This is a genomic window from Flavobacteriales bacterium (assembly GCA_016124845.1).
Lineage (GTDB): Bacteria > Bacteroidota > Bacteroidia > UBA10329 > UBA10329 > UBA10329.
The window spans coordinates 36,349-61,537 of record WGMW01000021.1 but is presented as its reverse complement, the minus strand read 5'-3'; the positions used below and the strand labels follow the sequence as shown (position 1 = coordinate 61,537).

Below are 25,189 nucleotides of genomic sequence, written 5' to 3'. Positions count from 1 at the left end.
GGCAATTTTCAGAACTAACTTTGGTTTAATATTTGCTTGTTGATCAACCCTTAACTTTGCAAACGAATTGTTTGCTTCAATATCGAATCAAACCCAAATAACTATTATGAAAAAGTCAATATTTAAGGTGGCGACCATTGCTGTTGTTGCCGCTTCACTTATTACCGGATGCGGCATATTCAAGAAACTTCTTGATGCCAAGATCCAGCAGTTCAATCAGGATTCCAATACATACAAGGCCGAGTTGGACCAGGCCGATGACGACATCAATAATGCCCTTTCTGATATTGATGGTTTTGGAAAGACCGATTATCACGATGAGGTCTTTTCAAGTCCGCTGTGTGGCGTAACCATCGATTGTACGGATGCCGCTCAAGGAATTCTGTATTTCAATTTTGATGGTGTGACGCCATGTTTCTCTCCTTCGCGAACGCGTTCCGGACAGATCAAAGTTCAGTTGATACACGGAAGTGCTTGGGCAGATGCCGGGGCTGTTCTTGAAGAGACCTTCACCGATTTCAAGGTCACGCATTTAAGTAGTGGTCATTCCATTAAGTTCAACGGCACCAAAACCTTGAAGAATGTGAATGGACACGATTGGTGGCAGTTCCTTCTCGGAAATGCTGATTTCACATACCAGGCAAGATCCAACGACATGCTGGTATCTTTTGATAATGGCGCAAGTGCTGCTTGGAACCATGCGCGAACAGTTACTTGGAGTTATTCGCCAGCAGGTTCTGACCCGAATGTTCCTTACGCCTACATTGGTTTTACAGCCAATGGAGACACTACTTTGAACGGTACGGCAACGGTAGATTCTTGGGGAGTGAACCGCTACGGAAGCGATTTCATCACGTACTACACGCAACCGATCGTTTCCAACACGTACTGCGGCCTGTGGAGATTCAACTCCGGGCAATTGGTACACGAGGTTGATGGTGATCAGTACACATTGACCTTGGGTGTCGATCAGAACGGTGATCACGCTTCAACTTCCTGTGCTTACGGTTTTGAAGTGAGTTGGGACGTCAATAATCACGCGAACAGCGCAGTATTCAGTTATTGATTTGTTGAGAACGGATTGCGAAAGCGAGGTGGTATCATCTCGCTTTTGTTTTACCCGATTGTTCGTTTTTGATGCGATTTGACTAACATTACAAGAACATTTAACCTAACATTCATGGAAGATCAGAATTTTAATTTCGGCCAAGGACAATTGGTGGCCGATGCATCTGCCGAAGTGCGCGCAGAATTTTATCGCAAAACATATTTCCACTTGGCGTTGGCTTTTTTGGCGTTCATTGGGGTAGAGGCCGTTTTCCTTTCAACTCCTGCCATTGTCAATATCGGTCTTGCCATGACGCAAGGTTGGACGTGGATGATTGTGCTGCTCGGTTTCATGTTCGTGACCAACATGGCTGAGAATTGGGCCATCAGAACGGACAACCGTTCAATGCAGTATGCAGGTTTCGGACTATACATTCTGGCAGAGGCGTTCATTTTCATCCCGATGCTTTACATCGCCATGTCCATTTCGGAGGATGGTTCGCTGCTTTGGAAAGCGTTGAGTGTGACCGTGGCCTTGTTCGTTGGACTGAGCGCTGTGGTTTTCGTTACCAAAAAGGATTTCTCGTTTCTGCGAAGCGCAATTATGATCGTTAGTATTGTTGCTTTAGGTGCCATTGCTGCTGGAATGCTGTTCGGGTTCGACCTCGGACTTGGGTTTTCCATTGCCATGGTGATGTTGGCTGCAGGATCCATCCTGTACCAGACTTCGAACCTCATATATCGCTATCATCCATCGCAGTATGTGGCGGCTTCACTTGGCCTGTTCGCTTCTTTTATGCTGTTGTTGTGGTACATCATTCGCATTTTCATGAGCCGCGATTGACCTGATCGCTGGAAAAATTTTGAAAGCCCTGTCCATTTCGGCAGGGCTTTCTTTTTGCTTCAAATAGTACACGCCTATATTTACGGTCAAACATTTTGATGATGAAACTTCAGAACTACATAGCAGGAAATTGGATAGAGGGAGATGGTGATGGAAGTCCGCTTTTCAACTCCGTAACAGGAGAAATGGTGGCAACGGCCACAACCAAAGGGTTGGATTTCGAACAGGCCCTACAATACGGAAGAGAGAAGGGAAGTGCGTTGCGAAAAATGACCTTCCAAGAGCGCGGATTGATGGAGGGGGTAAAGAATATCGGAGTTTCCGACTTTTCGTTGGAGTCAGCGTTTTTCGATTGAATCCCCTACTCCACCACTTCCAATTCGAGGGTCATGTCAAGCGGCTCGCCATTGAGGATGGCCACCACTTCCGTAACCTCTTTGAAGCCTGGGAAAGAGAACCGTGCCAAGTAAATGCCTTCTGGCAGATCGGTCATTTTAAAGTAGCCTGTAGGCGAAGTGATGTACGTTTTGCCTGTTCCGAGCAGTTCTACCACACAGCCGAATACCCGGGCACCCGTTTTGGAGCTCACCACTTTTCCTTTGAAAATGGCCTTTTCTGAACCTGCATTTTCTGGCTGAGCGATGAGATGAATCAATTGCTCCAATCCTTGTCCGAACGTGTTTTTTTCTGTCGTTTTCATGATCGTTGGGTTTTAAATGGTTAAGTAGCTGTATTTCATCTACTATTGTTAACACCAACTGAAAGCCAATTATTGTGCCGATCCATTTTTTCAGGCTACTTTTAAGCTATTGGTAAACCAATTGACAAAACATACGTCTTAGGCACATATCATATTCCATGAAAAGGTTTTTACTCTCAGCCACGCTTACTGCACTTATTGGTCTTTCTGCCATTTCGCAGACCGTTCCTACCTACAATCAACAGGTTTCGTGCATTCTATTTGAGCATTGTACCACTTGCCATCACGATGGTGGCATTGCACCCTTTTCGTTAATGACCTATGGCGATGCCTCTGCAGCGGCATACGGCATGCTCGGGTCGGTCACGTCACGCATCATGCCGCCATGGCCACCCAACCCTGACTACAACAGCTTGGCGCACGAGCGATTGCTGACACAGGAAGAAATAGACATCGTTGCCAACTGGGTGAACGGTGGCTTCCCAGAGGGAACAGGCACTCCGCCCCAAGCACCCTACTATGGCAGCTCTGAGGTGATACAGAACCCCGATCTGGTGGTGACCATGCCGCAGTACACTGTAAGCAGCCAGAACAATGACGTCTATCGCTGCTTTGTGCTTCCTACCGGTCTTGCTCAGGATGTGTTCATTACTGAGATCGAGGTGATACCGGGCAATTTTGAAGCGGTGCACCACGTATTGCTGTTCCGCGATGGCACCAATGTACCGGCCCAACTGGATGCTCAGGACCCGGGGCCGGGCTACACCAGTTTCGGTGGAACCGGTAGCAATGATTCGGAATTGATCGGTGGTTGGGTACCCGGACAGTCGGCAAAAATATATCCGGCCAACTTCGGTGTTCGGCTTCCTGCGGGATCCAATATCATTATGCAGGTGCACTATCCTACCACGGCCAATGGCCAGTCAGATCAGACAAAGGTCAATATCAGATACAGTTCGAATGTGACACGCGAGGTATACATCAATCCACCATTGAACCACGCCACACTCAATGAAGGAGCGCTGATCGTCCCTGCAAATCAGACCCGAACATTCACGTGCGATTATCAAGTTCCCAACCAGTTTGATGTTACTATTTTGGATGTGGCGCCACACATGCACCTGATCGGAAAATCGATAAGCGCCTGGGCTACCACCCCGACAAACCAGACAATACCGTTGATCGAAATAGAGAACTGGGATTTCCATTGGCAGGGATTCTATGAGTTCCGCCAGCCGATAAAGATCCCCGCGGGAAGCGTGCTGCACAGTTCGGCCACCTACGACAACACCACCAACAATCTCAATAACCCGAACAACCCTCCGCAATTGGTAACGGCCGGTGAGGCCACCACGGATGAAATGATGCTTATCTATTTCTCTTATGCGCTTTATTTCCCAGGTGATGAGAACATGGTTGTTGACACGGTCACGGTTCATCCATCGCATGTTTGCGAACCACTCAGCGTAGGTCAGCAGGAGCTTGATATGGAACACCTTACCGTTTACCCGAATCCGACCACCGACAGACTTTACTTGCAACTCCCGGTTCAGGAATATGAGCAGATCTCGGTAACGGATATTCAAGGTAAAACGGTTCTCAACTTCAGTTCTACAGACAGAAACTTGGATGTCTCTTCGCTTTCAGATGGCATTTACATGCTACAGATAGCCTCCAGCGGTGGCATTGCCACACGGAAGTTTGTGATAAGGCGTTAGATAGCGGTTAGGAATACGTGAATTAGCGAATATCTCTCTGTGTCTCAGTGGCTCTGTGTGCAAGTAGCCATTAGCTTTCGGCCGTTAGCCGTTAGCGAAATACGGAATCCTTGGCGCCTTTGCGTCTTGGCGAGAGCCATCCGTGAGCGAAACGAACAAACTCCGCTTTTCTGCGGCTCTGTGTGAATAAAAACACACCCCTCAATCCCCTCTCAAGAGGGGAAGCTGCAACATCAGACCATTGCTCGAAACTGAATGCTTGAAAACTTTGGCGTCTTGGCGTCTTGGCGAGAACCAACTGTGAGCGTAGCGAACAAACTCCACTTCTCTGCGGCTCTGTGTGAAACCAAACTGAGCGAAGCGAATCCTCTGTGCGTCTCTCCTTCTCCATTCTCCTCTGTGTAAAAAAGGCTTTGCGCCTTTGCGTCTTTGCGAGAGCCATCCGCGAGCGAAGCAAACAAACTCCACTTCTCTGCGGCTCTGTGTGAAACCAAACTGAGCGAAGCGAACCCTCCGTACATCTCTCCTTCTCTATTCTCTCGGTGTAAAAAACACTTTGCGCCTTTGCGGCTTTGCGAGAGCCATCAGTGAGCGGAGCAAACAAACTCCACTTCTCTGCGGCTCTGTGTGAAACCAAACTGAGCGAAGCGAATCCTCTGTGCATCTCTCCTTCTCCATTCTCCTCTGTGCAAAAAACACTTTGCGCCTTAGCGCCTTTGCGAGAGCCATCCATGAGCGAAGCGAAAGAGAAAGGGCCGACCATCTTGCGACAGCCGACCCTCTCATCAACCTAAGTCCTCCAGAGCGGAGGACTCCAACCTACCTAAAAACCGATTCCAAGTCGAATACCTGGTATGATCAGGTGTCCGACCTTATGCTGCGTTACAACACCTGTTATCTGGCCATTGTTGTCCAGAATGATATTGTCTGTTTCATATTTCACCTGCTTGTAATTCACATTGAAAAGCAGACTGAAATGCCCACGGTGTCTGCGTGAATGCACTTTGAAACCGAGACCCATACCTGCAATGACCCCACCTTGCAGGCGATTGCCGTAATCATCCACGTTCAAATTCTTATTTCCCCAACCTTTAAAGGCCATGGCATAACCGGCCTCTACTGCATAGAACGGAGAAATGCGCCCTTTCATCGGGCCATCGCCAGCATGATACAGATAAAGCGGCATGTAAACGCCTGCAAGCGCCTTCCTGGCCAAACCATTCACCTTCGGATTGAACGGATTGGAGAAAACACGGTCAACACCTACTCCAACTCCCAAATAGCCATAGCGGCCGAATTTATATCCGTTCACAAAACGGACACCTCCCTGCACATTCTCAACCAGTACCTGAAGTTCATTGAAATACCCACGTCTGTTGGGGTCATACATCATCGTGTCTTTCGGCATGTGATTCCAATGCCCCCATGGACCATAGGAAGGATGTGGTGGGTGTTCCATCTTCTCTTTGGTGATTTTCTCCACATCTCCCACCTTCACAGCATAAACGTTTCCATCGCGGGACTTGATCTTATAACTCACGTTCGGAACCTGCTCAATGATGATTCCTCTGTAAATGCTGCCATCTTTCAGGTAGATCGCATCCTGCATTCCTTCCTGTGCTATTGCACCGAGAGGCAAAACGAATACCATCAGCAATAGAAATCTTTTAAACTGTCTCATGATGCCATGTTTAGTCTGTGAAACAACGATGAAGTGCGTTTGTTTGATCGTGCTACGTGATTCTCGATAAAGATCTTCCAAGAAATTCGCAGAGAAGATGATGTTGAACTACCTAATGGTTGACTTTTGTCAGATATTCTAAACGGTTCGGAACGCTAACAGCAGATTGTTCCTTAACTTTCGGTGCTATCCGCACCACCGAATTGACCGACCTTAGAAAATCCAAGAAGGAGACTTCAGAACTGGTGAAGTTTGCGCTGTACGGTGCCCTTTTCGGTTGCTGTTTTCCCATTATCGGAACACTCATTCAGAGCTATGCCACATTTGGAGACACCAGTTGGCAACACCTGATCGAAAGCCAGCGCATGGCGCCCCTTCTGTGGATCATTGACACCGCGCCTGTCTTCCTCGGTCTGTTCGCCTCGTTCGGTGGAAGACAATTGGACGTGGTCAAATTTCAGAATGACATTTTGGAGGAGAAGTACGACCAGATGAACGCCCTGCGCGAGATGGCTGAAGCGGCCAATCGTGCCAAAAGTGATTTTCTGGCCAACATGAGCCACGAGATACGAACTCCGATGAATGCCATAATCGGATTGAGTTATCTGACACTCAAGACCGCATTGGAACCAAAGCAACGTGAGAACCTGCTGAAGATCCAACGTAGCAGCGAGTCGCTGATGCAGATCATCAACGACATTCTCGACTTCTCGAAGATCGAAGCAGGAAAGTTGTCTTTCGACTCGGTCAATTTCAACTTGGAATCGTTGGTGAATGATGTGGCCGAACTGGTCAACGTAAAGCTCCGCAAGAAACGCGACATCGAATTCATCATCGAGTTTGACAGAAGCATTCCTCACGAGCTGAAAAGCGACCCGCTGCGCATCCGTCAGGTATTGCTCAACCTCTTGGACAATGCGGTGAAATTCACCGAAAAGGGAGATGTGAAACTTATTTGTCGCACCAAGAAAGCAGAAGACGAAGGCATCTGGTTGCATTTCTCGGTATCTGACAGTGGTATTGGAATAAGCCCCGAACAACAGCAATTGCTCTTCTCGGCCTTTCAGCAGGCAGATATTTCCACCACGCGTAAGTTCGGAGGAACTGGTTTAGGACTTACCATCAGCAGCAGTTTGGTGGAAATGATGGACGGAAAACTCAAAGTGCGAAGCGAGGCTGGAAATGGAAGTGAGTTCTATTTCGATGCATTCCTCGCATACGCAGATGCCGAACATGTGGCAAAAGCAAAACGTCCTAAAAGTCTGGATGGCATCCGCGTGTTGCTGGTGGATGATTCTGATACTGCCCGCAAAGTGCTGAAGGACATGTTGCTCTCCTTCGGATTTGATGTGCTGGAAGCAGAAAATGGCAACGATGCCATTGAACTTTACCGCAGGGAATCGGAGAAAGAACCGATCTCGCTTATCGTAACCGACTGGTCGATGCCCGACCTCGATGGAATTGAAATGCTTGAACTGCTGCACAGGGAAAAAGTGAAGACGAGTCCGAGCGTGCTGATGGTGTCTGCCTATGGCGCGGATAATATTGGTATTGCGGCTCATAACAAGGATCTGGTGGATGAATTTCTGGTGAAACCGATCAGCCCATCTGTTCTTTTCGATGCCATTCAGAAGGCGCTCTACAAAAACAAATTTGCTACACTTAGCGGGAGTGCTGAGTCTGGCGACATTGACCACTTCAATAAATTGCTGAAAGGCAAACGCGTGCTTTTGGTTGAAGACAATGAGATCAATACCGAACTCGCCATCGAGCTATTGAAGGACGTGGGTATTGAAACAACCCACGCGGCCAATGGGCAATTGGCCATAGACATGTTGCAGGAAGATGATTTTGACTGCGTGCTGATGGATATTCAAATGCCCGTATTGGACGGATTGAGTGCCACACGGAAGATCCGCGAGATGCGAATCCACGACAGCAAACCAATTATTGCAATGACGGCCCATGCCATGGCTGGCGAGCGCGAGAAAAGCCTTGCGGCAGGTATGAACGAACATATCTCCAAGCCGATCAACCCAAAGAAACTCTACCAGGTGCTGGTCAATTTTCTTTCGGACAAACAGGTTTTCTCTGAAATTGAAGAGGATGAGATCAACCAGCCTACAGAGGAAACGGAAAGCAAGAGGCCGACCATTTTCCCCACAATTGATGGCATTGACGTGAAGGATGGTCTTAGCCGCTGTGGCAACAAAGTAGAATTTTACAACAGGATCCTTCTGCTTTTCGCAAACAAGTATGCAGACGCGAACAAACAGGTGTTGCAACTTGTGGAAGAAGGAAATGCAGACGAATTGGGTTCTTACATGCATGCGTTGGCGGGGGTTGTCGGCAACATAGGAGCGCACGATCTGGGAAAACGGGCGCGCTCATTGTCGCATTCATTCCATTCTCCCGAAGATCTGGATGTTGACATGCTTTACGTGGAAGCAACAGATCTGGGAACGACCGTTTCAAAACTCAGCACGGTCATAAAAGGGAAAATAGCAGATGAAACCAGTGAAGATGCTGAACTTCCCATCATCGCATCGGAAGCGCTTGAAGCGCTGCTTGAATCCATAAAAAAGCGAATTGCTGATAATGATCCTTCAGCAGTTGACGTGCTGAACGAAGCCATGGGTAAACACGATTTCGGTTCGAATGCCGCGACCATGAACGAAGTGCGCGAGCTTTTGGAGGAGATGGAGTTTGACGAAGCTGCCGAGAAACTCGAAACGGTAAAGAAATGAGCAATTTCGGGTTGGCCATTTCCGACAGGAAGACGATTCTGATCGTGGATGATTCGGTTGAGAATCTACAGCTTCTCACCGCCCTGCTTAAAGACGATTACCGCATCAAAGTGGCCAAGAACGGACAGAAGGCGGTTGACATTGTGACGCGCGATGCCACCATTGACCTCGTGCTGATGGATGTGATGATGCCCGAAATGGACGGGTATACTGCCTGTAAGATCCTGAAGGAAAACGAACTGACCGAGCCTGTACCGATCATCTTCCTCACTTCACTGAATGAGGCTTCGGACGAGACCAAAGGGTTTGCCATCGGTGGTGCCGACTTCATATCCAAACCATTCAACGCGCAGGTGGTGCGTGCGCGCATCAAAACACACTTAGACCTTCAGGAAGAACGGAAAAAGGCCGATGCACTGCTTCGCTACCTCCTGCCCAATACGGTCATTCAGGAACTGAAAACCACAGGCAGTTACACGCCTGTCATTCACCAGCATACCAGCATCATGTTCTGCGATCTGGTGGACTTCACCACCATCGCATCGCGTTTGGACCCGACCCATCTTGTAAACGAACTGACCGAACTATTCACCGAGTTCGATGAGATCGTGACCACCAATGGTGGGCTGCGCATAAAAACCTTGGGAGACGGCTACATGGCAGCGGCAGGACTCGGGTCAAAAACGGATAATGCCCATGCCGAAAAACTGGTAACGGCCGCGTTGGAAATGATCGACTACCTGAACAGGCGCAATCAAGAGAACGAATTGAAATGGGAATGCCGTATCGGCATCCACTCAGGACCGATCATTTCTGGGGTGGTTGGTAAATCCCGTTGTCAGTTCGACATCATGGGAGATAATGTGAACATTGCATCGCGGGTTGAGAGCAATGGACACCCGATGCGCGTAACCATTACGGAAGACACGGCCTCTCTCCTATCTTCTGATCGGTTTCATCTTGAACCGCTCGGTAAAGCCGACCTGAAAGGCAAGGGAGAAATGTCGTTGGTTAGCGTAACTTTGAAATGATTTGGCCGGTTTGGGTCAAGCCAACCTAAACCCACTTTTTTCGTTAAAGCAGCATAACCCCTGAATCTGAACCCCTTACGTGTCTTTCCTAAAGACATATTTCATTTTCCTGACAACCGTTTGGAGCGTTCTCACACTCCAAGCGCAACCCGTTTTCCAGAACCCTTCGTTTGAGGGGACTCCTGCAAGCGGAGCCGTACCCCCGAACTGGTTCATGTGTTCTGGTTCGCCCGATATTCAACCAGGTTTTTGGGGCACTACACAGACACCATCTGATGGGAATACCTATTTGGGGTTTCATCACACAGAATCGGTATCGGCCAATTTCACCAATGGATTGGGTGCGTGCAGTCAGCTGAATTTCAATATGGACGTGAGCATTGTCCCGTTGAATCTGCCGGGCAATCAATTTTGGGTGGACAACAACCAGGGCGTGAATGACGGATACATCTGCATTTATGGTGGCTACACCAATTGCGACAATCAGGAACTTCTTTGGCAATCGCCACTCATCACCAATATAAATACGTGGCAAACGCTCTCCATTCAACTGAATCCATCGCAGAATTACACGTATCTGAACTTCGTGCCTTGCATCAATAATGCGGGTACATACACGTATTTCGGAATCGACAATATTGTGGTTACCGACCAATTGGCATTCGTTGACCCGCTTCAGGATCAAACACTCTGTGAAGGCGATGACATTGCAATAAATCCAAGCGGGAACTACTCCGCTAACGCTACTTTTCAATGGACAGGTCCCAACGGTTTTTCAAGTACCGATGAGAACCTGCTCATCTCCAATTCGACCTTGGCCGATGATGGCCAATACACGCTGACCGTAACAGATGGAAGTTGTACGGGCGACCCTGTGAGTGTAAATGTCACCATAGTAGATTGCACTCCGAACCTTTCCTGCAACCTACTTTGCAATACCGATTTTGAAGACCAACAGGTAACCTCTCCAGGAAGCTACACCATTCTCAACCAAAGCAACGTTCCGTGTTGGAACACCACCGCATCCGACCAAATGGTAGAAGTTTGGGGAACGGGGTTCAATGGCGTGCCTGCCTATTCAGGAAACCAGTTCATTGAGCTGAACGCCAACCTTGTTTCTACTCTCTATCAGGATTTTCAGGCGTTGCCTGGAAGTACTGTCGATATTTCGTTTGCACATCGTGGCCGCGCAGGAACCGATGTGATGAGCGTGAGCGTTGGTCCCATCGGTGGCCCGTATGTCAATCTCGGAACGTTCTCAACTGGAAATACGGCCTGGCAATATTATACGGTCAGCTACACCTTCCCTCCCATCCCGCAGGTCAATTATTCGTTAAGGTTCAATTCCGTTTCGGCCGCTGGTGGCAGTCAAGGCGTAGGAAATTTCTTGGATGACATTTCCATCACCATGCCGCAACTGGTTGTCAATGAGACGGTGACAGACCCAAGCTGTAGCATGCTTTCTGATGGCCAAATAGATGTCACCATCAGTGGCGGCACACCACCCTATTCCATCTCTTGGGATGCGCCATTGAACGCTACGACCACTTCTGTTACCGATCTTGCAGAAGGACAATACACCTACCACATCACCGATCTTTATGGCTGCGAATACACAGATGTGGTTTCCCTCACCACTCAGCATTCGGAAGAGCAATCATCTTCAACAGAAACCATCTGTCAGGGAGAGCAATTTGTCTTGCCGAGTGGAATTTCCGTAAGCAGCGCTGGAACCTATGTAGACACACTTAGCACGATCTATGGCTGCGATAGTGTCGTCACTACCCAATTGACCGTGAATCCTGTGTTCAGCAGCAACCAGTCTGTTTCTATTTGTGATGGAACGACCTACACCTTACCTGGCGGGATGGCGGTAAGTACTGGTGGCACCTATTCCGATACGTTACAGACAACATTGGGATGTGACAGCATCATCAACACGGATCTTACTGTAAATCCTTCGCCTGTCGTCAATTTGAGTGCGAGTATTTGTTCTGGGCAGAGCTATTTGGCAGAAGGTTCGCAACAGACACAGACGGGAATCTACCATGACACGCTTTCAACTTCTTTCGGTTGCGACAGCGTCATCATCACCGACCTGACGGTTCTGCCATTGATCGTTCATATCATTGACACGGCCGTATGTGTGGGTGATTCCATCCTGACCGGAGGAACCTGGAAGTCGCAGGTTGGCAGCTACAATGATTCGTTGGTCACGCCTAACGGATGCGACAGCCTTTTGGTAACAAATCTGAGCTTCTACGCGCAACCTGCTTCGGGCATCAGCCTTTCCAATAGTTGTTTGGATGACCCATTGACCGTATCTGATGCTTCAACCATTCCATCTGGCTCTATTGCGGGTTGGAGTTGGAATTTGGGGAACGGAAACGTTTCGTCTTTGCAGCAACCTCTTCCACAATCCTATCCTGCGGCTGGAAATTATACTGTCTCGCTGATCGTTACCTCTGACAATGGATGTATCGATTCAACCCAAGAGAACGTGGAAATATATCCGTTGCCAATTGCACTATTTACATGGGACAGCGTGTGTCATCAAGCAGCCAATCAGTTCACCGACCTTTCAACGGCTGTTGGTTCGTATCCGCTTACACAATGGTCTTGGGTCTTCAGTTCAGGACAAACTTCTACGTTACAGAATCCGACCATAACCTTCAATCAACCAGGAACTTATGACGCCACGCTGACCGTGACCACTTCGGTGGGATGTAAAGCCGATACGAGTTTGGGTTCCGCGCTGGTTTACCCGAATCCGGTTGCTGTCATCGACCCTCTTTCCGGTCATTGCCTAAATGATGAAATCCAGCTGCTCGAATCATCCACCATCGACAACACTTGGGGAGATTCTATCGTTTCTTGGGATTGGTTGATAGAGCCAAGCGTCTCAAGCTCAGATCAAGAACCTACCCATGTTTTCACAACAAGTGGCATGCATTCGGTGCAATTATCTGTTGAAACAGCAAACGGCTGCACGGATATGACAACCGCAACGGTAGAGGTCTATGACAGACCTCAGGTTGCCCTATCTCTTTCCAAAACTGAAGGTTGCGAGCCGCTGACCGTTGACTACAACGATGAGAGTTCCATCTCTTCGCCTTACAGTATTGCACAATGGAACTGGCAATTGGGGCACGGTGAGACAAGCTCTGAATCGAATCCATCATTCACCCACAATTACCAAGGTGCCGATGGCATTACGCCAGATACATTGGATGTCAGTTTGAATACTGTTTCGTCCAAAGGTTGTGCAAGTGAGGACACGGCCGAAGCGACCATTGTTGTATATCCGCTGCCAACAGCAGCTTTTCAAAGTGAGCCATCTACTGTGAACATGGTCGATCCAACCGTGGACTTTACCGACCAGTCCACGCTCAATGTTGTCCTCTACAACTGGATGTTCGGAGATGGGCAGATCTCATCTCTCACCAACCCTACTTACACGTATTCAGACACGGGAAGTTATTCGGTGAACCTTCATGTGGAAACTGCTTATGGCTGTACTGACGCAACCATGGGTAAAGTAATTGTGGAGCCATACTTCTCATTCTTCATCCCGAACACGTTCACCCCAAATCAGAATGGCAGAAATGATGTGTTCAAAGGTTATGGAGAAGGTTATACCTCCGTGTCCATGTCCATCTTTGATAGATGGGGCGAACGAATCTTTTACGGAGTTGACAATGGTGCTGGTTGGGACGGCAACTACCGAGGTGCACCTGTGGAAGTAGGTGTTTACATCTATGTCTTCCTCGTAACTGATTGGGAAGGAAACGAAAGGCGCTTTACTGGAAATGTGAATGTTTTGCGCTGACCTGTTCTATTTTTTCCGATACAGACAATACCCCAACCACACAGAAAGTAGAAGAAGCATTATGGACACGACAATCACGATGCGAAACCATCTTTTTGCATTGCGCTGCTCCTTTCTCAGTTCTTTTCGAATGTCCCATTCTCTTTGAACACGGGCAAATTCCGCTTCAATCAGGGTGGTTATCATCAAACGTTGGGTTTCCTGTTTACGAAGAAAATATCGCTGCTGCCATGCATTGGTGCTGTCTGCTGCTCGAAGCTGTTCTTCCGAATCATTCAATCCAACATTCAATTTTCGGAACAACTTCCAATAGGTAATGGCCTGCTCCAGCTCATCGATGTCCAAAGTTTCCTTTCCGAAAAGCAATGGATATACGGAATCGAACTGTGTCTTTGCTTCCTGCATGGACCCGAGCAACATTAACGATCGGGCCTTCCCCAGGTAGGATTTCACCAGTTGTAGCGAATCGTGGAAGGCCAGATAACGCTTGATGTTCTCGTTATACAACTGTAATGCAACGTTGGCATCTTCATTTACCTGATGCCATTGCGCAAGATTGTCGGTAATGTTTCCGAGCAACCGCTGGTGTTCCGGCTCTGCAGCATTCAACCCGAAAATGGCATTATTGAAACAGGTGAATGCAGAGTCCGCGTTTCCCAATCGGGTCCATACCATTCCTAAGTTGTTGTATGACGAAGCATGCCATATCGGATTGGCTATGGTGTCGGCATAGTTCTCAGCCCTTCGGAAGTAATACAATGCGCTGTCCAACTGATCGCTGATTAGGAAAAAGCTACCGAGTTTGCCCAGATGATTGTATTCTTCGGCCTCATTGAAGCTGCCACAGAGATCGGCCAGCTGCATAGCTTTGTGTGTAGATCGGATGGCCGCATCGGCAGAATTGATCTGCATCAATAATTCCGAGATCCTATCATACACCAAGCTCAATTCGCAATTGGCATTACGCGAATAGGATTCGAGCAGCACGGCCGTATGTAAAAGCGAAACCTTTTCGGCAAGGGATGAGGTAGTATCTGAACGCTGTTCCAATTGGCGGATGGTCTGATCCACTTTTTCGGGAACACGAATAATGCGTTGAATGTCTGCCTCTGACAGATACAACGCTTCTGACTGTCCCTTGACGAGCAGTCCGATTCCCATAAAACAGGTGATCAGAAGAAACCGCATACCGCCCCAAAGGTAGGGAGCGCAAGCCCGCTGCAACAAACATTTCACGATTATCTGATGAACGACAATTCCACGGACCGATCTTGCGAGAAGCGTTTAAAAATGACCATTGCGTTAAATCACACCTGTATCTGACGAACATCAGAACAGCCAACGTAATTGGTGTTCACCTTCGAATCGAATTTCATTGAACCTATGAAACAACACTATCAAAATCATGCATCTGGCGGAGCGGTATATGGCCTCGGTTTCATTGGTGCGGCCGTTTATTTCATTTCGCATTCGGTTGGATTCTGGATGGGCGTGGTCGGTTTTTTGAAAGCCATGGTATGGCCTGCATTCTTGGTTTACCACTCATTCCAATATCTATTATCATGAAGAAACTATTGATCATCTATACCACCACAGAGGGTCAGACCGCCAAGGTGGTGCGTCATTTGGAAAAATGCGCCATAGCCAATGGTGTGGAGGTTACCGCTTATAACGCCATAGAATACCCCCCATCTCCTCACGGTTTCGATATGGTAATACTCGCAGGCTCGGTGCATATGATGAAATATCAGTCGGCCCTGGTCCATTATGCCACAGAAAATGCCAAGGCTCTGAGCGAGCGACCCAACGCGTTCGTTTCTGTAAGCATGGCGGCAGCACACCTGACCGAAGAGAGTGCCAGCGAACTGCAAGAATGGGTTGGGGAGTTTGAAGAGGAAACCGGCTGGGGACCACAGCGAATTGAGCACGTGGCCGGAGCTTTGAAGTACGTGGAATACAATTGGCTGAAACGGCAGGTGATGAAGCAGATCGCTAAGAGCACAGGAGAATCAACGGATACTACTCAAGATCACGAATACACCGATTGGGATGCCTTGGACAGATTTATGACTGAGTTCTGTCATCAGTAAATGATCGTCTTTTGGTAAAATCGGTTATTAACTTTCCGATTATTCAACTTACCGAGTATCAGTATTAGGTCGGTCAAATAGGCTCTGCTCAAAACAGGTATTTTAGAGCCCTCGTAACTGTTTTGTATGCAGCGTTTGCTTAAACCTACCATTATACTTGTCATCTGCGGAGTGGCCTATCTCGCGGCCATCGCCAACTACCAATGGACAGATGCACAGGCTTACCACGGTCCAAATGAGTTGGATTTTTTCCGGGACAATGGTGTAAGTCTTCCGCTTAGCGATAACGGGTATTTCAAAGGTTCGGGAAATTGCGATGGCTGCCATGGAATGGATGAAACGATGCATGCCAACGTCAATGAAATGGGACATGACATCAGCCCGGTAAGCATGTGGCGCGGCACCATGATGGCCAACTCGGCCAAGGACCCGTTCTGGCGTGCCAAAGTAAGCCATGAAGTGACGGTAAACCCGCAACACCAAGAGGCGTTGGAAGACAAATGCACCTCGTGCCATGCACCTCTTGGTAGATATTCGTACCAGGAATTCAACCTTGGACCGTACGGCATTGCCGACCTCGAAACCGACTCGTTGGGGTTGGACGGGGTTTCGTGCCTCGCATGCCACAAACAGTCGTCACATCAGTTGGGCAGTCTGAACTCCGGAAACCTCAACTTTGCTCCGCAGCCGCTCGCCTACGGACCGTTTGAAAAACCGTTTGAACCGCCTATGCAGGATCTGGTCGGTCTCCTTCCTGTTTACAGCAGCCACATTTTGGATGGTGGTCTCTGTGCGGGATGCCACACATTGCTTACCGAAAGCGTTGACCTGGATGGGAATTTTACCGGACAGACCTTCATTGAGCAGGCAACCTACCACGAATGGCTCAACTCATCTTACAACGATGGCCAGGCCAATGCCACCACATGCCAAGGCTGCCACATGCCAACTGTTGCAGAGGAAGTGGTGATCTCTGCCAACTATGCCGAACTGTTCGGGCGTTCGCCTTTCTCTAAGCACGAACTGGTGGGCGGCAACAGCTTCATGCTGAAATTGATGAAACAGAACGCTGGAGTGCTCAGTATTGCGGCATCGGATGACATAATGGACTCCACCATTGCGCGCACCGAGCACAAACTCCAACATCAGACCATGAACCTCGACCTGCAGTTCAACACCTTCGACCATGACACCGGATATTTTGAGGTCCGGTTGGAGAATTTGGCCGGACACAAATTCCCATCGGGTTACCCTTCGCGCAGAGCGTATATTGAGTTTTTGGTAGTGAAGGAGAATGAAGACACACTCTTCCAATCCGGTGTTCTGCAACCCGATTACGAGGTTTTTGGACAGAACGCTACCTACGAACCGCATTACAACGTCATTACCGATGAACAGCAGGTTCAGATCTATGAAATGGTGATGGGCGATGTGAACGGAGATGTGACAACCGTGCTGGAGCGCGCTTACAGCACCATTAAGGACAATCGGCTGGTGCCGATAGGTTTTACTACTTCGCACAGCGTTTACGATACGACCGCTGTTTACGGGACGGTTCTCAATGATACCGATTTCAACTTCGATGGATTTGAAGGTTCAGGAACGGACGTGGTACGTTATCACGTTCCACTGAACGGATACAACGGCTCGATCAGAGTTTCGGCCAAGGTTTTCTATCAGTCGGCACCACCTAAATGGATGCAAGAGATGTTTGCAGTTTCCACACCGACCATTGATGCATTTGAGAACATGTATTCCAATGCCGATCGCATGCCTGTGTTGGTTGCTGCGGATTCCATTGTAAACATGTCGGTGGTCACCAATGTCATCGAAGCACAGGAATGGAGCATAACCGCATATCCCAATCCTACCGAAAATGGGGTGGTTCGGCTACGCGGAGATCACGTGCCAAACGTGAAAAACATTGAAGTGTTCGACATGCACGGAAAGCTCATTGCATCTTTCAACCGCTATCCGAACGGTGGAATAACTCTTCCTGAGAGAGCTGGTATTTATCTGATCAAAGTGGAAGGTGAAACTGCGGAAAAGACCTTCCGCGTTCTACGCAATTAAGAACCAATGGCTTTAGAAAGGTAATTCCGCATCGGTTCGCTGGCGCTGAAGTAATTCATCACCACATCTGCAAGGTTTTCTTCCAGAATGGTTTCCGGTGGCAAGGTTGCGAAGAAGTAGAACTGCTTGTTGAAAAGGTATGGTTGTTTCTCGGCCGCAGCCTTGAATTCTTTCGGGAGGATCTTATTCTTCTCCCCTCTCAACTCACCGAAATTCTCCACGAACTTCTTGTCTGAAAGCAGTTTGTCCAACTCCGTGAGATTCTTGAGAATATACTCCCGGATGCGTTGAAGAACGTCCTTGTCGGGCAAGTAAACCCCGCTGTAAAAACGGAAATGCTCCGGTCCCAACTCCAAATACATTCCGGGTGAGGTGACATCCTTTTTGCCTCCGGGCGCGATCACCGCTCCCATCTGCAACTTGTAAGGTGTTTTGTCCTTACTGAAACGTACGTCCTTGTAAATTCGGAAGACGGCATCTTTCGCAAGTCCCGCAAAACGGTCATCGGTCTTGGCTGCTCGATCAATGACGTCTTGCACAAAGACATTGAACGGTTCTTTTACCGATCGTTCGTAGCGTTTCTTGTTTTCGGTAAACCAATCTCGGTTATTATTCGCAGCAAGTTCTTTAAAGAAATCGAGGAAATCGGGAGTGAAATAGGGCATTTTTGTCAGATAGAAATTCGGCTGAAAATTACTTGAATTCCTTCTTGATGTCCTTCATAACTCTTCCTCGGGTATACTTGAGCCAGTTGTAAATGGCACCCGCCCAATAATTTCTGAATCCGAAACCACTTGCATCTCCGATCAATTTGTGCGTGTACAACACCTGTTTGGTGCCAATATCGAAGAATGTGAGATATCCGAAACCCTGCTCCTTGATCTTATCGAACGATTCCACCAAGATCACAATACCAATGCCGTCCTTGTAATCTTCGATGGTGTAGGCTTTCACCGCGGATTTGATGTCATCTTCCGAAATACTGTAAGATTTATTGATGACCAACGATTTCACTTTCACTTGGTCGTTGACCACATCCACTACGCCATAATCGTATTTCAGGTCTGCGATCAGAAGCGCTTTTCCCCATTCGTACTTGTCACCTTCAGATATCATCAGATGATTCCACTTGCGGAAATAGTCCTCTTTGATGGCCACAGGATCGTGGAACCCCTCTTCTCCGATCATCCTCGCTTTGGTGAAATCCAAACCGAACCAGACCACATCGCAATTTTCGTTCATAAAATCCTTCATGGTACGCTGACCGAAAGAGATCAACGGACTCGCTATCAATGCCAGAAATACAATTCGTTTCATACTGTTATTCATTAGGGTCTGCACGAAAGTACAACGATTCATTTTTATGTTTTGGCTGCCGTTCAATCGATCATCCGATCAAGTAATCTTGCGCGGATTTTCATTTTAAACCATCGACCTCCGCCATAGTCGTAACGGCTTATGTTTCCAAGAAGTATGCGCGTTTTCCTTTTCGTATTGATGATGCTTGGCCTGCATCGCGCATTTGCGCAACAACCGGGCCGAGGTGATGGAGAACGCCCAATGGGACGGACCGTTTCGGGAATTGTGCTGGATGAGAAGGACAATCCGATCCCGTATGCTTCGGTGGCGTTGCGCTCGAAGCGCGATTCCACGTTCCTGCGCGGAACGGCAACCGACCTCGAAGGCCATTTTGAACTACAGGTACGGCCTGGCGTGTACGAACTGACCGCTTCTTTCATTTCGTACGCCAATAAGACCATGGATGTGGATCTGCGCCAAGCGGATGTCGATCTTGGAAAACTCAGCATGGAGCCCAAATCCGAACTCATTGATGAGGTGGTGGTGAATGCCGAGAAGAGTTACATGGAAATGAAACTCGATCGCAGGGTGTATAACGTGAGCAAGGATCCGAACAATGCAGGAAGCAATGCGCAGGAAATTCTCCAGACCGTTCCGAGTGTAACGGTAGATGTGGATGGAACCGTAAGTCTGCGCGGAAGTTCCAACGTCCGTATTCTCATCGATGGCAAACCTTCGGGATTGACGGGCATCAGCACACAGGATGCGCTGCGGCAACTGCCAGGCAACATGATCGAACGCATTGAAGTGGTGACCAACGCTTCTGCAAAATTCGATGCGGAAGGCGATGCAGGCATCTTGAACATCGTTCTTAAAAAAGACAAACGAGCGGGGCTGAACGGCTCGTTCGATGTGAATGTCGGTTATCCGCACAACTACGGTGGTTCTGCCAATCTCAACTACCGAACGGGAAAAGTGAACTTCTTCGGAAGTGCGGGAATCCAATACCGAAAAAGCCCTGGAGTTGGGGATTCGTATCAGAAGTTTTTTCAGACAGACACCACGTTTGCCTACGACCGCACGCGGAACCAGATGCGTGGCGGACTTTCGGCCAACGGCCGCTTCGGCATTGATTATTTCATCGATAAGAAAACCACGCTCACGACTTCGGGCATGTACAACCGTTCGTGGAACGACAATCACAGCGCATTGAAATACACCGACATTGATGAGAATGGAATCGTGTCGCGAACGGTTGACCGCACCGAGGATGAATCTGAAAAGGAACAGAACATTGAAGCCAATCTCAATTTCAGGCGCACCTTCAAAACCGAAGACCAACTGCTGACCGCGGACGTCCGCTGGTTCGTAAGTGATGACATCGACAATGCCGATCTGGCCGAGGTCGGCCCGGATTATAGGCTCGATCAGCGAACTGCCAATACGGAAAACCAACGCAACTGGCTTTTCCAGACCGATTATGTTCACCCTTTCGGGGAGAAAGTGAAACTGGAAACGGGCGCCAAGGCCACGCTCAGGCGCATTGACAACAAGTATCAGGTGGACCAAAAAAATGATTCCACAGGCGCGTGGGAAATTCTGAACAAGTACGACAACAATTTCATCTTTGATGAGAACGTGTATGCCGGCTACCTGATGGCCAGCGGCAAGATCAAACGGTTCTCACTCCAAGGAGGATTGCGTGCTGAATATTCGGACATCACCACCCAATTGATCAAAACAGCTGAACAGCACCATTGGCGTTACATCAGCTTCTTCCCTTCCGCACATCTGAGCTATGAGTTCGGTTCAAACAACTCGCTGCAACTGAGCTACAGCCGAAGGATCAGTCGTCCGCGTTTCCGCGATCTGCTTCCGTTCTTCAGTTTGTCGGACAATCGGAATTTCCGTTCAGGAAACCCTAACATTCAACCTGTATTCACACATTCTGTGGAACTCGGCCATCTGAAAACATGGGAGAAAGGCACGCTGCTTTCCAGCATCTATTACCGCCACAGCGATGGCGTGGTTCAGCGTATTTCGCAAGCTGATTCTACGGGTCTTATTGTCACGTATCCGATCAACCTGAGCAAGCAGAATTCAGCTGGCTTCGAGTTCAATTTCTCTTACGGCCTCTTTAAGTGGTGGCGCACCACGCTCAACGCCAACATTTTTTACTCGGTGACCGATGGTAAGTATGAGGATCAATCCTTCTATGCCCAAACCTTCAGCGCCAACGGCCGCTTTACAAGCAAATGGACGATCCTGAAAAAACTGGATCTGCAAACGGCTGTCATGTATCAGGCTCCGCAGAACACACCGCAGGGAAAAACACTGAGCATGACCTGGTGGGACGCGGGATTGACCATGGACGTGCTGAAAGGCAATGCCACCATTACGTTCAGCGTGAAGGACATTCTGAATTCGCGTAAAAGACGTTGGGAAATTGATACGCCCACGCTCTACTCCACCAACGATTTTCAATGGCGAAAACGCCAGTTCGTTCTCAGTTTCACCTATCGTCTTAATCAGAAAAAGAAGCGCGACCGAGGCGACCGAGGCAATGCTGGCGGTGGCGAAATGGACGATGGCTATTAATCGCGCTCGGTAGGCAATTTCAAGGTCTGCAACATTTCAATACAGGCCGATTCTCCGAAATTCGGTAGCGTCTCATCCAAATAGAAATCCCTCAGAAGCATGTCGTAATGGATGTAAAGCAGGCACTCAATGTTCGGTCCCTGTCGGAAATCGCTCAACGTGGCCATCATGATGATCTGCTGTGTCACACCATTCAATTCAAGGTCTCCCTCTATCTCAAAATGTTGCGGTGCCTTGGCCTGAACCGAAAGTCGGTCGATGTCCAGAACACCATCGAAGGTTACCGACCGGAAATTTCCGTTTTCCAGTTTCTCATCAAGCGAATCGACACCACAATGGAACGTGGTCGGATCCACTTTTATCTTGATGCGTTTGGAGTGATAATCGATGAACAGCCACAGTTTGTTGCTTCCGAAATCGAGCAACGTGTCTTGAACGTAAACGCTGATGCCGATGCGACCATCGCGAATCTCGTACCCTTCGGTGTTCTGAGCGGCTGCGCTAAATACTACGGACGTCAATAAAACAAGTAGAAGTGTTCTCATTCATCATCGGTTTTCGTTGACCTTTTGTCAATCAGAATCCGCGGCTTCCGCTCGTTCTCATCGAATTTCAAGTAATTGATCTCCTCATTTGTGGCGAGGATCAACCTTGGTTTTACACGCAATTTACCACTCAAATGTTCCAAAACATTGGTTTGGGCGTTCTCGCCTTGCAGCAATGCCCGAATCACCACTTCATCCAAACCAAGTTCATCACTTTGCAACTCAACCACGAAATTCACCACTTCCTTCATGGCATTCAGTTCGTCAATGATGGCATTCGGGTAAAGTGAAGTTCCTTTCAGTTTGATCATCTGTTGCTTGCGCCCGATCACAGGTCCTAAGCGTGGCGTGTTTCTTCCGCAAGAACATGGATCATCGTAATAATGACAGATGTCTCCCGTTCGGAAACGAAGCACAGGACTTCCTTCCACGCCCAAAGGCGTAACCACTACCTCCCCGCTCTCACCATTTTTCACCTGCTCGCCATCCTCATTCAGCACTTCGGCAAACATGAGTTCTGGCTGAAGATGAACGCCATTCCCCGCCTCGCATTCTGTGAAAGCCGTGGCCATTTCGGTACTCGCATACGTTGAAAACAACTGCATATTCCACTGATCCGTAATGCGCTTGGCCAAGAAGTTCGGTTGAAGTTTCTCGTCACGGATGGCTTCACCGATACAGATGATCTTCTTTACCGAGCTCTTGTTCGGGTCAATGCCGTTATCGAGTGCATACTTGATCAATCGTGGAATGAAACTCGGCACCGCAATTAGCACGGTTGGCTCAAAACGCTGGATGCTTTCCCATTGCAACTGCAACGCGCCAGGTCCCGAACGGATCATCCGCGCACCAAGTGTGTTTGAACCAAGAAAATAGGCCAAACCCGCCATAAAACGCTTATCGATGGTGGTCAGCAATTGGAATGTGTCTTCGCTTGTGCAGCCTGCCAAACGGTACGAACCCGCTTCATTTTCACCGAGTCTGTTAAGGTCTTTCTCGGTCAGAAAACTGGCAACCGAACCGCCCAACGTTCCAGATGTGGTGACGATATCTCGCACCTTTTGCATGGGCACGCACAGAAAATCCTGATTGCGGCTGGCAATATCATCCTTCTCCGTAAACGGGAAATTCTTGATGTCGGAAAGTTCCTCCAGCTCACTTGCCTCTGGCCCAGCCCAAACCAATTGGTCTTTATAGTACCAACTGTTCTTTCGCAGATAAGCAATATGCTCATTCAGCGCTTTCAGCCAGTAATTCTCTCGCGCCAATGCGCTGGTTTCCAATTGGTTTAGAGGCATTCTTTCAAGTTCTGTTCAATTTTCTCCCTTTCCTGTTTTGAGGCCACTTCTTTGCTCAAACTCATTTCATAATACGTTTTGGCCTTAGGCAAATCGCCCTGCTCAAGATAGTAATCACCGAGCATAGAATACGTAATGTAACTTTCAGGATTGCTATTTATGAATTCCTGCTCAAGCTCATCATTCCATTCGATGTCTTTGCCCAATGCCACTTTATCGAACAATCGGTTTTTCAATTGCTTGTAGCGAAGAAAGCGTTGGAAATCTTTCGATTGAAGAAATTCATCTGCGGGAATTGTGAGTGAATCAACAAACGAAACTTCCGATCTTTTTTCTTTTTCCTTTTTCCAAAAAACTTTATTAAGGTCGTAACAAAGGAATTCACCCAACTGAAACGGGTTCGTGCTCACCCACATCAATCGTTTCTCTGGCTGAAAAACAACTCCGTGATGCGCCAACAGTTGATTGATCGCTTTCGGATTTCCCATTCCAAGTTCAGCACCATCAAGTCCTTTCTGATTGCGAAGGATTTGAACCGATTTTTCTGGGTTCATCGGGTATGTGCTATCAATCAGCTGATTCATCCGTTTGAATCGGTATTCCGAGTCTGAATCCTCTATGTTTTTCAGGTTGACGGGGTCATTTCGGAACGCCTCACTTTGGTAGTGATTGGCACACACCAAACGCGTGTCATTTGGTCGATAGATGTCAATTCGGTCAGGTGATTTCTCAATGATGGCTGCCGCATGATCTGCAGCAGAACCAACCAGAATGGATTCGGAAACAAACGTGTTGCGCGATTTCGCAATCTCATAGGCTTCGTCAATGGTTCTTGCATATTGCAGAATCTCCCTTGCCAAAAGCGAAATAGGTGTTTTCGCTCCGTTCGGAATTGAACTCTTTGCTGCGTTCAGGGTCACAGTCAGACCATGTTCATTCATACCCGAAACCACGCCCATAAAACCCGCCCACGTAATGCTGGCGAATGCGTAACCGCTATCAGGTTTTATAAACAGAATGATCTTGTCCTTGGCAAAATCATCGCCCATGTAGAAATCGAAATTCCGCCCGATGACAAGCGAAGAATCTGCACTGTAACGGTCCCAAGCGGCAAAACTGGTGCAGCCTACAATACTCAGATCCTGAAGCGCATGACCGATGTCGTGAGCCGCGTGGTAATTGAGAATGCGGCTGTATTTTTCACCAATGAAATCGTAATCATCCGAAAACGATTCAGAAACACCATAAATCTCTTTCTGGTATTCCTCGGTCACGTGTTCATCCAAGTTCCTGTTGAAGAAAACGATACCGTATTTCAACGTATTAAGGAACCATTCTGATGGAATCAACTTGCGTATCTGTGCGATAAAACTGACTTCCTGCGAAACGATCTGTTCTCCGGCCAGTAGTCCAAAAGTTCTTCCGCGTTCGTACGGTTTTCCTTCGATGTACGCTTCCCAAAGCCCGTATTGATTCTGGTGGTACCAGCTATTGTTGAGAATACGCGTTCCACTCTTCTCGGTCACGGAATTCTCCGAGATCGGAATCTCCTTCACGTGAGGTGGATCAAGTTCCAGCAAGCTGTATGATAGCTGCAATGCCAGCCACCCGACCAACACCAAGCCGGTAAGCACAAATAGGATCTTTCTCAGCCACTTCATCATCTCGCCCCGAAGTTAAAATTTGCCA

19 protein-coding genes are annotated in these 25,189 nt (G+C 48.2%); 11 read left to right on the top strand and 8 right to left on the bottom strand.

Going from position 1 to position 25,189, the window contains the following annotated elements:
• Positions 1-106 precede the first annotated feature (106 nt).
• The 3 genes from GC178_09570 to GC178_09560 all read left to right on the top strand — a co-directional run bounded on the left by GC178_09570 (position 107) and on the right by GC178_09560 (position 2,247).
• Positions 107-1,066, top strand: a complete 960-nt coding sequence (locus GC178_09570; protein MBI1287815.1) for a hypothetical protein — start codon at positions 107-109, stop codon at positions 1,064-1,066.
• 114 nt (positions 1,067-1,180) lie between these two features.
• Complete coding sequence (locus GC178_09565; GenBank protein MBI1287814.1) at positions 1,181-1,891, top strand: permease; 711 nt, start codon at positions 1,181-1,183, stop codon at positions 1,889-1,891.
• Between the two features lie 101 nt (positions 1,892-1,992).
• Entirely contained in the window at positions 1,993-2,247 is a 255-nt protein-coding gene (locus GC178_09560; protein MBI1287813.1) for a hypothetical protein, read from the top strand.
• A 5-nt stretch (positions 2,248-2,252) separates the two neighbouring features.
• On the opposite strand, the gene GC178_09555 is transcribed toward GC178_09560, so the two are convergent.
• Entirely contained in the window at positions 2,253-2,591 is a 339-nt protein-coding gene (locus GC178_09555) for a hypothetical protein (protein ID MBI1287812.1), read from the bottom strand.
• 158 nt (positions 2,592-2,749) lie between these two features.
• Between GC178_09555 and GC178_09550 the strand changes: the two genes are divergently transcribed.
• Positions 2,750-4,309 (top strand): T9SS type A sorting domain-containing protein, encoded by a 1,560-nt coding sequence (locus GC178_09550; GenBank protein ID MBI1287811.1) that lies wholly within the window; start codon positions 2,750-2,752, stop codon positions 4,307-4,309.
• A gap of 823 nt (positions 4,310-5,132) precedes the next feature.
• Here the strand turns inward: GC178_09550 and GC178_09545 are convergent.
• Positions 5,133-5,990, bottom strand: coding sequence for a hypothetical protein (locus GC178_09545; protein ID MBI1287810.1), 858 nt, complete (start codon positions 5,988-5,990; stop codon positions 5,133-5,135).
• Between the two features lie 119 nt (positions 5,991-6,109).
• Here GC178_09545 and GC178_09540 point away from each other — a divergent pair, with 119 nt between their 5' ends.
• From GC178_09540 to GC178_09530, 3 genes are all read left to right on the top strand, one after another.
• Positions 6,110-8,737: a response regulator gene (locus GC178_09540; GenBank protein MBI1287809.1), complete on the top strand. Its 2,628-nt coding sequence runs from the start codon at positions 6,110-6,112 to the stop codon at positions 8,735-8,737.
• Complete coding sequence (locus tag GC178_09535; GenBank protein ID MBI1287808.1) at positions 8,734-9,768, top strand: response regulator; 1,035 nt, start codon at positions 8,734-8,736, stop codon at positions 9,766-9,768. The genes GC178_09540 and GC178_09535 overlap by 4 nt, the downstream gene beginning before the upstream one ends.
• Positions 9,769-9,847: 79 nt before the next feature.
• Complete coding sequence (locus GC178_09530; GenBank protein MBI1287807.1) at positions 9,848-13,597, top strand: PKD domain-containing protein; 3,750 nt, start codon at positions 9,848-9,850, stop codon at positions 13,595-13,597.
• Positions 13,598-13,603: 6 nt separating this feature from the next.
• Here GC178_09530 and GC178_09525 read toward each other — a convergent pair whose 3' ends face one another.
• Entirely contained in the window at positions 13,604-14,785 is a 1,182-nt protein-coding gene (locus GC178_09525; GenBank protein ID MBI1287806.1) for a hypothetical protein, read from the bottom strand.
• A gap of 195 nt (positions 14,786-14,980) precedes the next feature.
• Here GC178_09525 and GC178_09520 point away from each other — a divergent pair, with 195 nt between their 5' ends.
• The 3 genes from GC178_09520 to GC178_09510 all read left to right on the top strand — a co-directional run bounded on the left by GC178_09520 (position 14,981) and on the right by GC178_09510 (position 17,760).
• Positions 14,981-15,163 (top strand): hypothetical protein, encoded by a 183-nt coding sequence (locus tag GC178_09520; GenBank protein ID MBI1287805.1) that lies wholly within the window; start codon positions 14,981-14,983, stop codon positions 15,161-15,163.
• Positions 15,115-15,687: a protoporphyrinogen oxidase gene (locus tag GC178_09515; GenBank protein MBI1287804.1), complete on the top strand. Its 573-nt coding sequence runs from the start codon at positions 15,115-15,117 to the stop codon at positions 15,685-15,687. The genes GC178_09520 and GC178_09515 overlap by 49 nt, the downstream gene beginning before the upstream one ends.
• A gap of 126 nt (positions 15,688-15,813) precedes the next feature.
• Positions 15,814-17,760, top strand: a complete 1,947-nt coding sequence (locus GC178_09510; protein ID MBI1287803.1) for a T9SS type A sorting domain-containing protein — start codon at positions 15,814-15,816, stop codon at positions 17,758-17,760.
• Here the strand turns inward: GC178_09510 and GC178_09505 are convergent.
• Together GC178_09505 and GC178_09500 are read right to left on the bottom strand one after the other, a co-directional pair.
• Positions 17,757-18,425: a TIGR02453 family protein gene (locus tag GC178_09505; GenBank protein MBI1287802.1), complete on the bottom strand. Its 669-nt coding sequence runs from the start codon at positions 18,423-18,425 to the stop codon at positions 17,757-17,759. The genes GC178_09510 and GC178_09505 overlap by 4 nt on opposite strands.
• A 28-nt stretch (positions 18,426-18,453) precedes the next feature.
• Positions 18,454-19,077, bottom strand: a complete 624-nt coding sequence (locus GC178_09500) for a hypothetical protein (protein MBI1287801.1) — start codon at positions 19,075-19,077, stop codon at positions 18,454-18,456.
• A gap of 141 nt (positions 19,078-19,218) precedes the next feature.
• Here GC178_09500 and GC178_09495 point away from each other — a divergent pair, with 141 nt between their 5' ends.
• Positions 19,219-21,657, top strand: a complete 2,439-nt coding sequence (locus tag GC178_09495; protein ID MBI1287800.1) for a TonB-dependent receptor — start codon at positions 19,219-19,221, stop codon at positions 21,655-21,657.
• Here the strand turns inward: GC178_09495 and GC178_09490 are convergent.
• From GC178_09490 to GC178_09480, 3 genes are read right to left on the bottom strand one after another with little or no spacing between them, the layout of a single operon-like run.
• Positions 21,654-22,202: a hypothetical protein gene (locus GC178_09490; protein MBI1287799.1), complete on the bottom strand. Its 549-nt coding sequence runs from the start codon at positions 22,200-22,202 to the stop codon at positions 21,654-21,656. The two genes, GC178_09495 and GC178_09490, sit on opposite strands and share 4 nt — an antisense overlap.
• Positions 22,199-23,500, bottom strand: a complete 1,302-nt coding sequence (locus GC178_09485) for an AMP-binding protein (protein MBI1287798.1) — start codon at positions 23,498-23,500, stop codon at positions 22,199-22,201. The genes GC178_09490 and GC178_09485 overlap by 4 nt, the downstream gene beginning before the upstream one ends.
• Positions 23,491-25,164 (bottom strand): hypothetical protein, encoded by a 1,674-nt coding sequence (locus GC178_09480; GenBank protein ID MBI1287797.1) that lies wholly within the window; start codon positions 25,162-25,164, stop codon positions 23,491-23,493. The genes GC178_09485 and GC178_09480 overlap by 10 nt, the downstream gene beginning before the upstream one ends.
• Positions 25,165-25,189 lie beyond the last annotated feature (25 nt).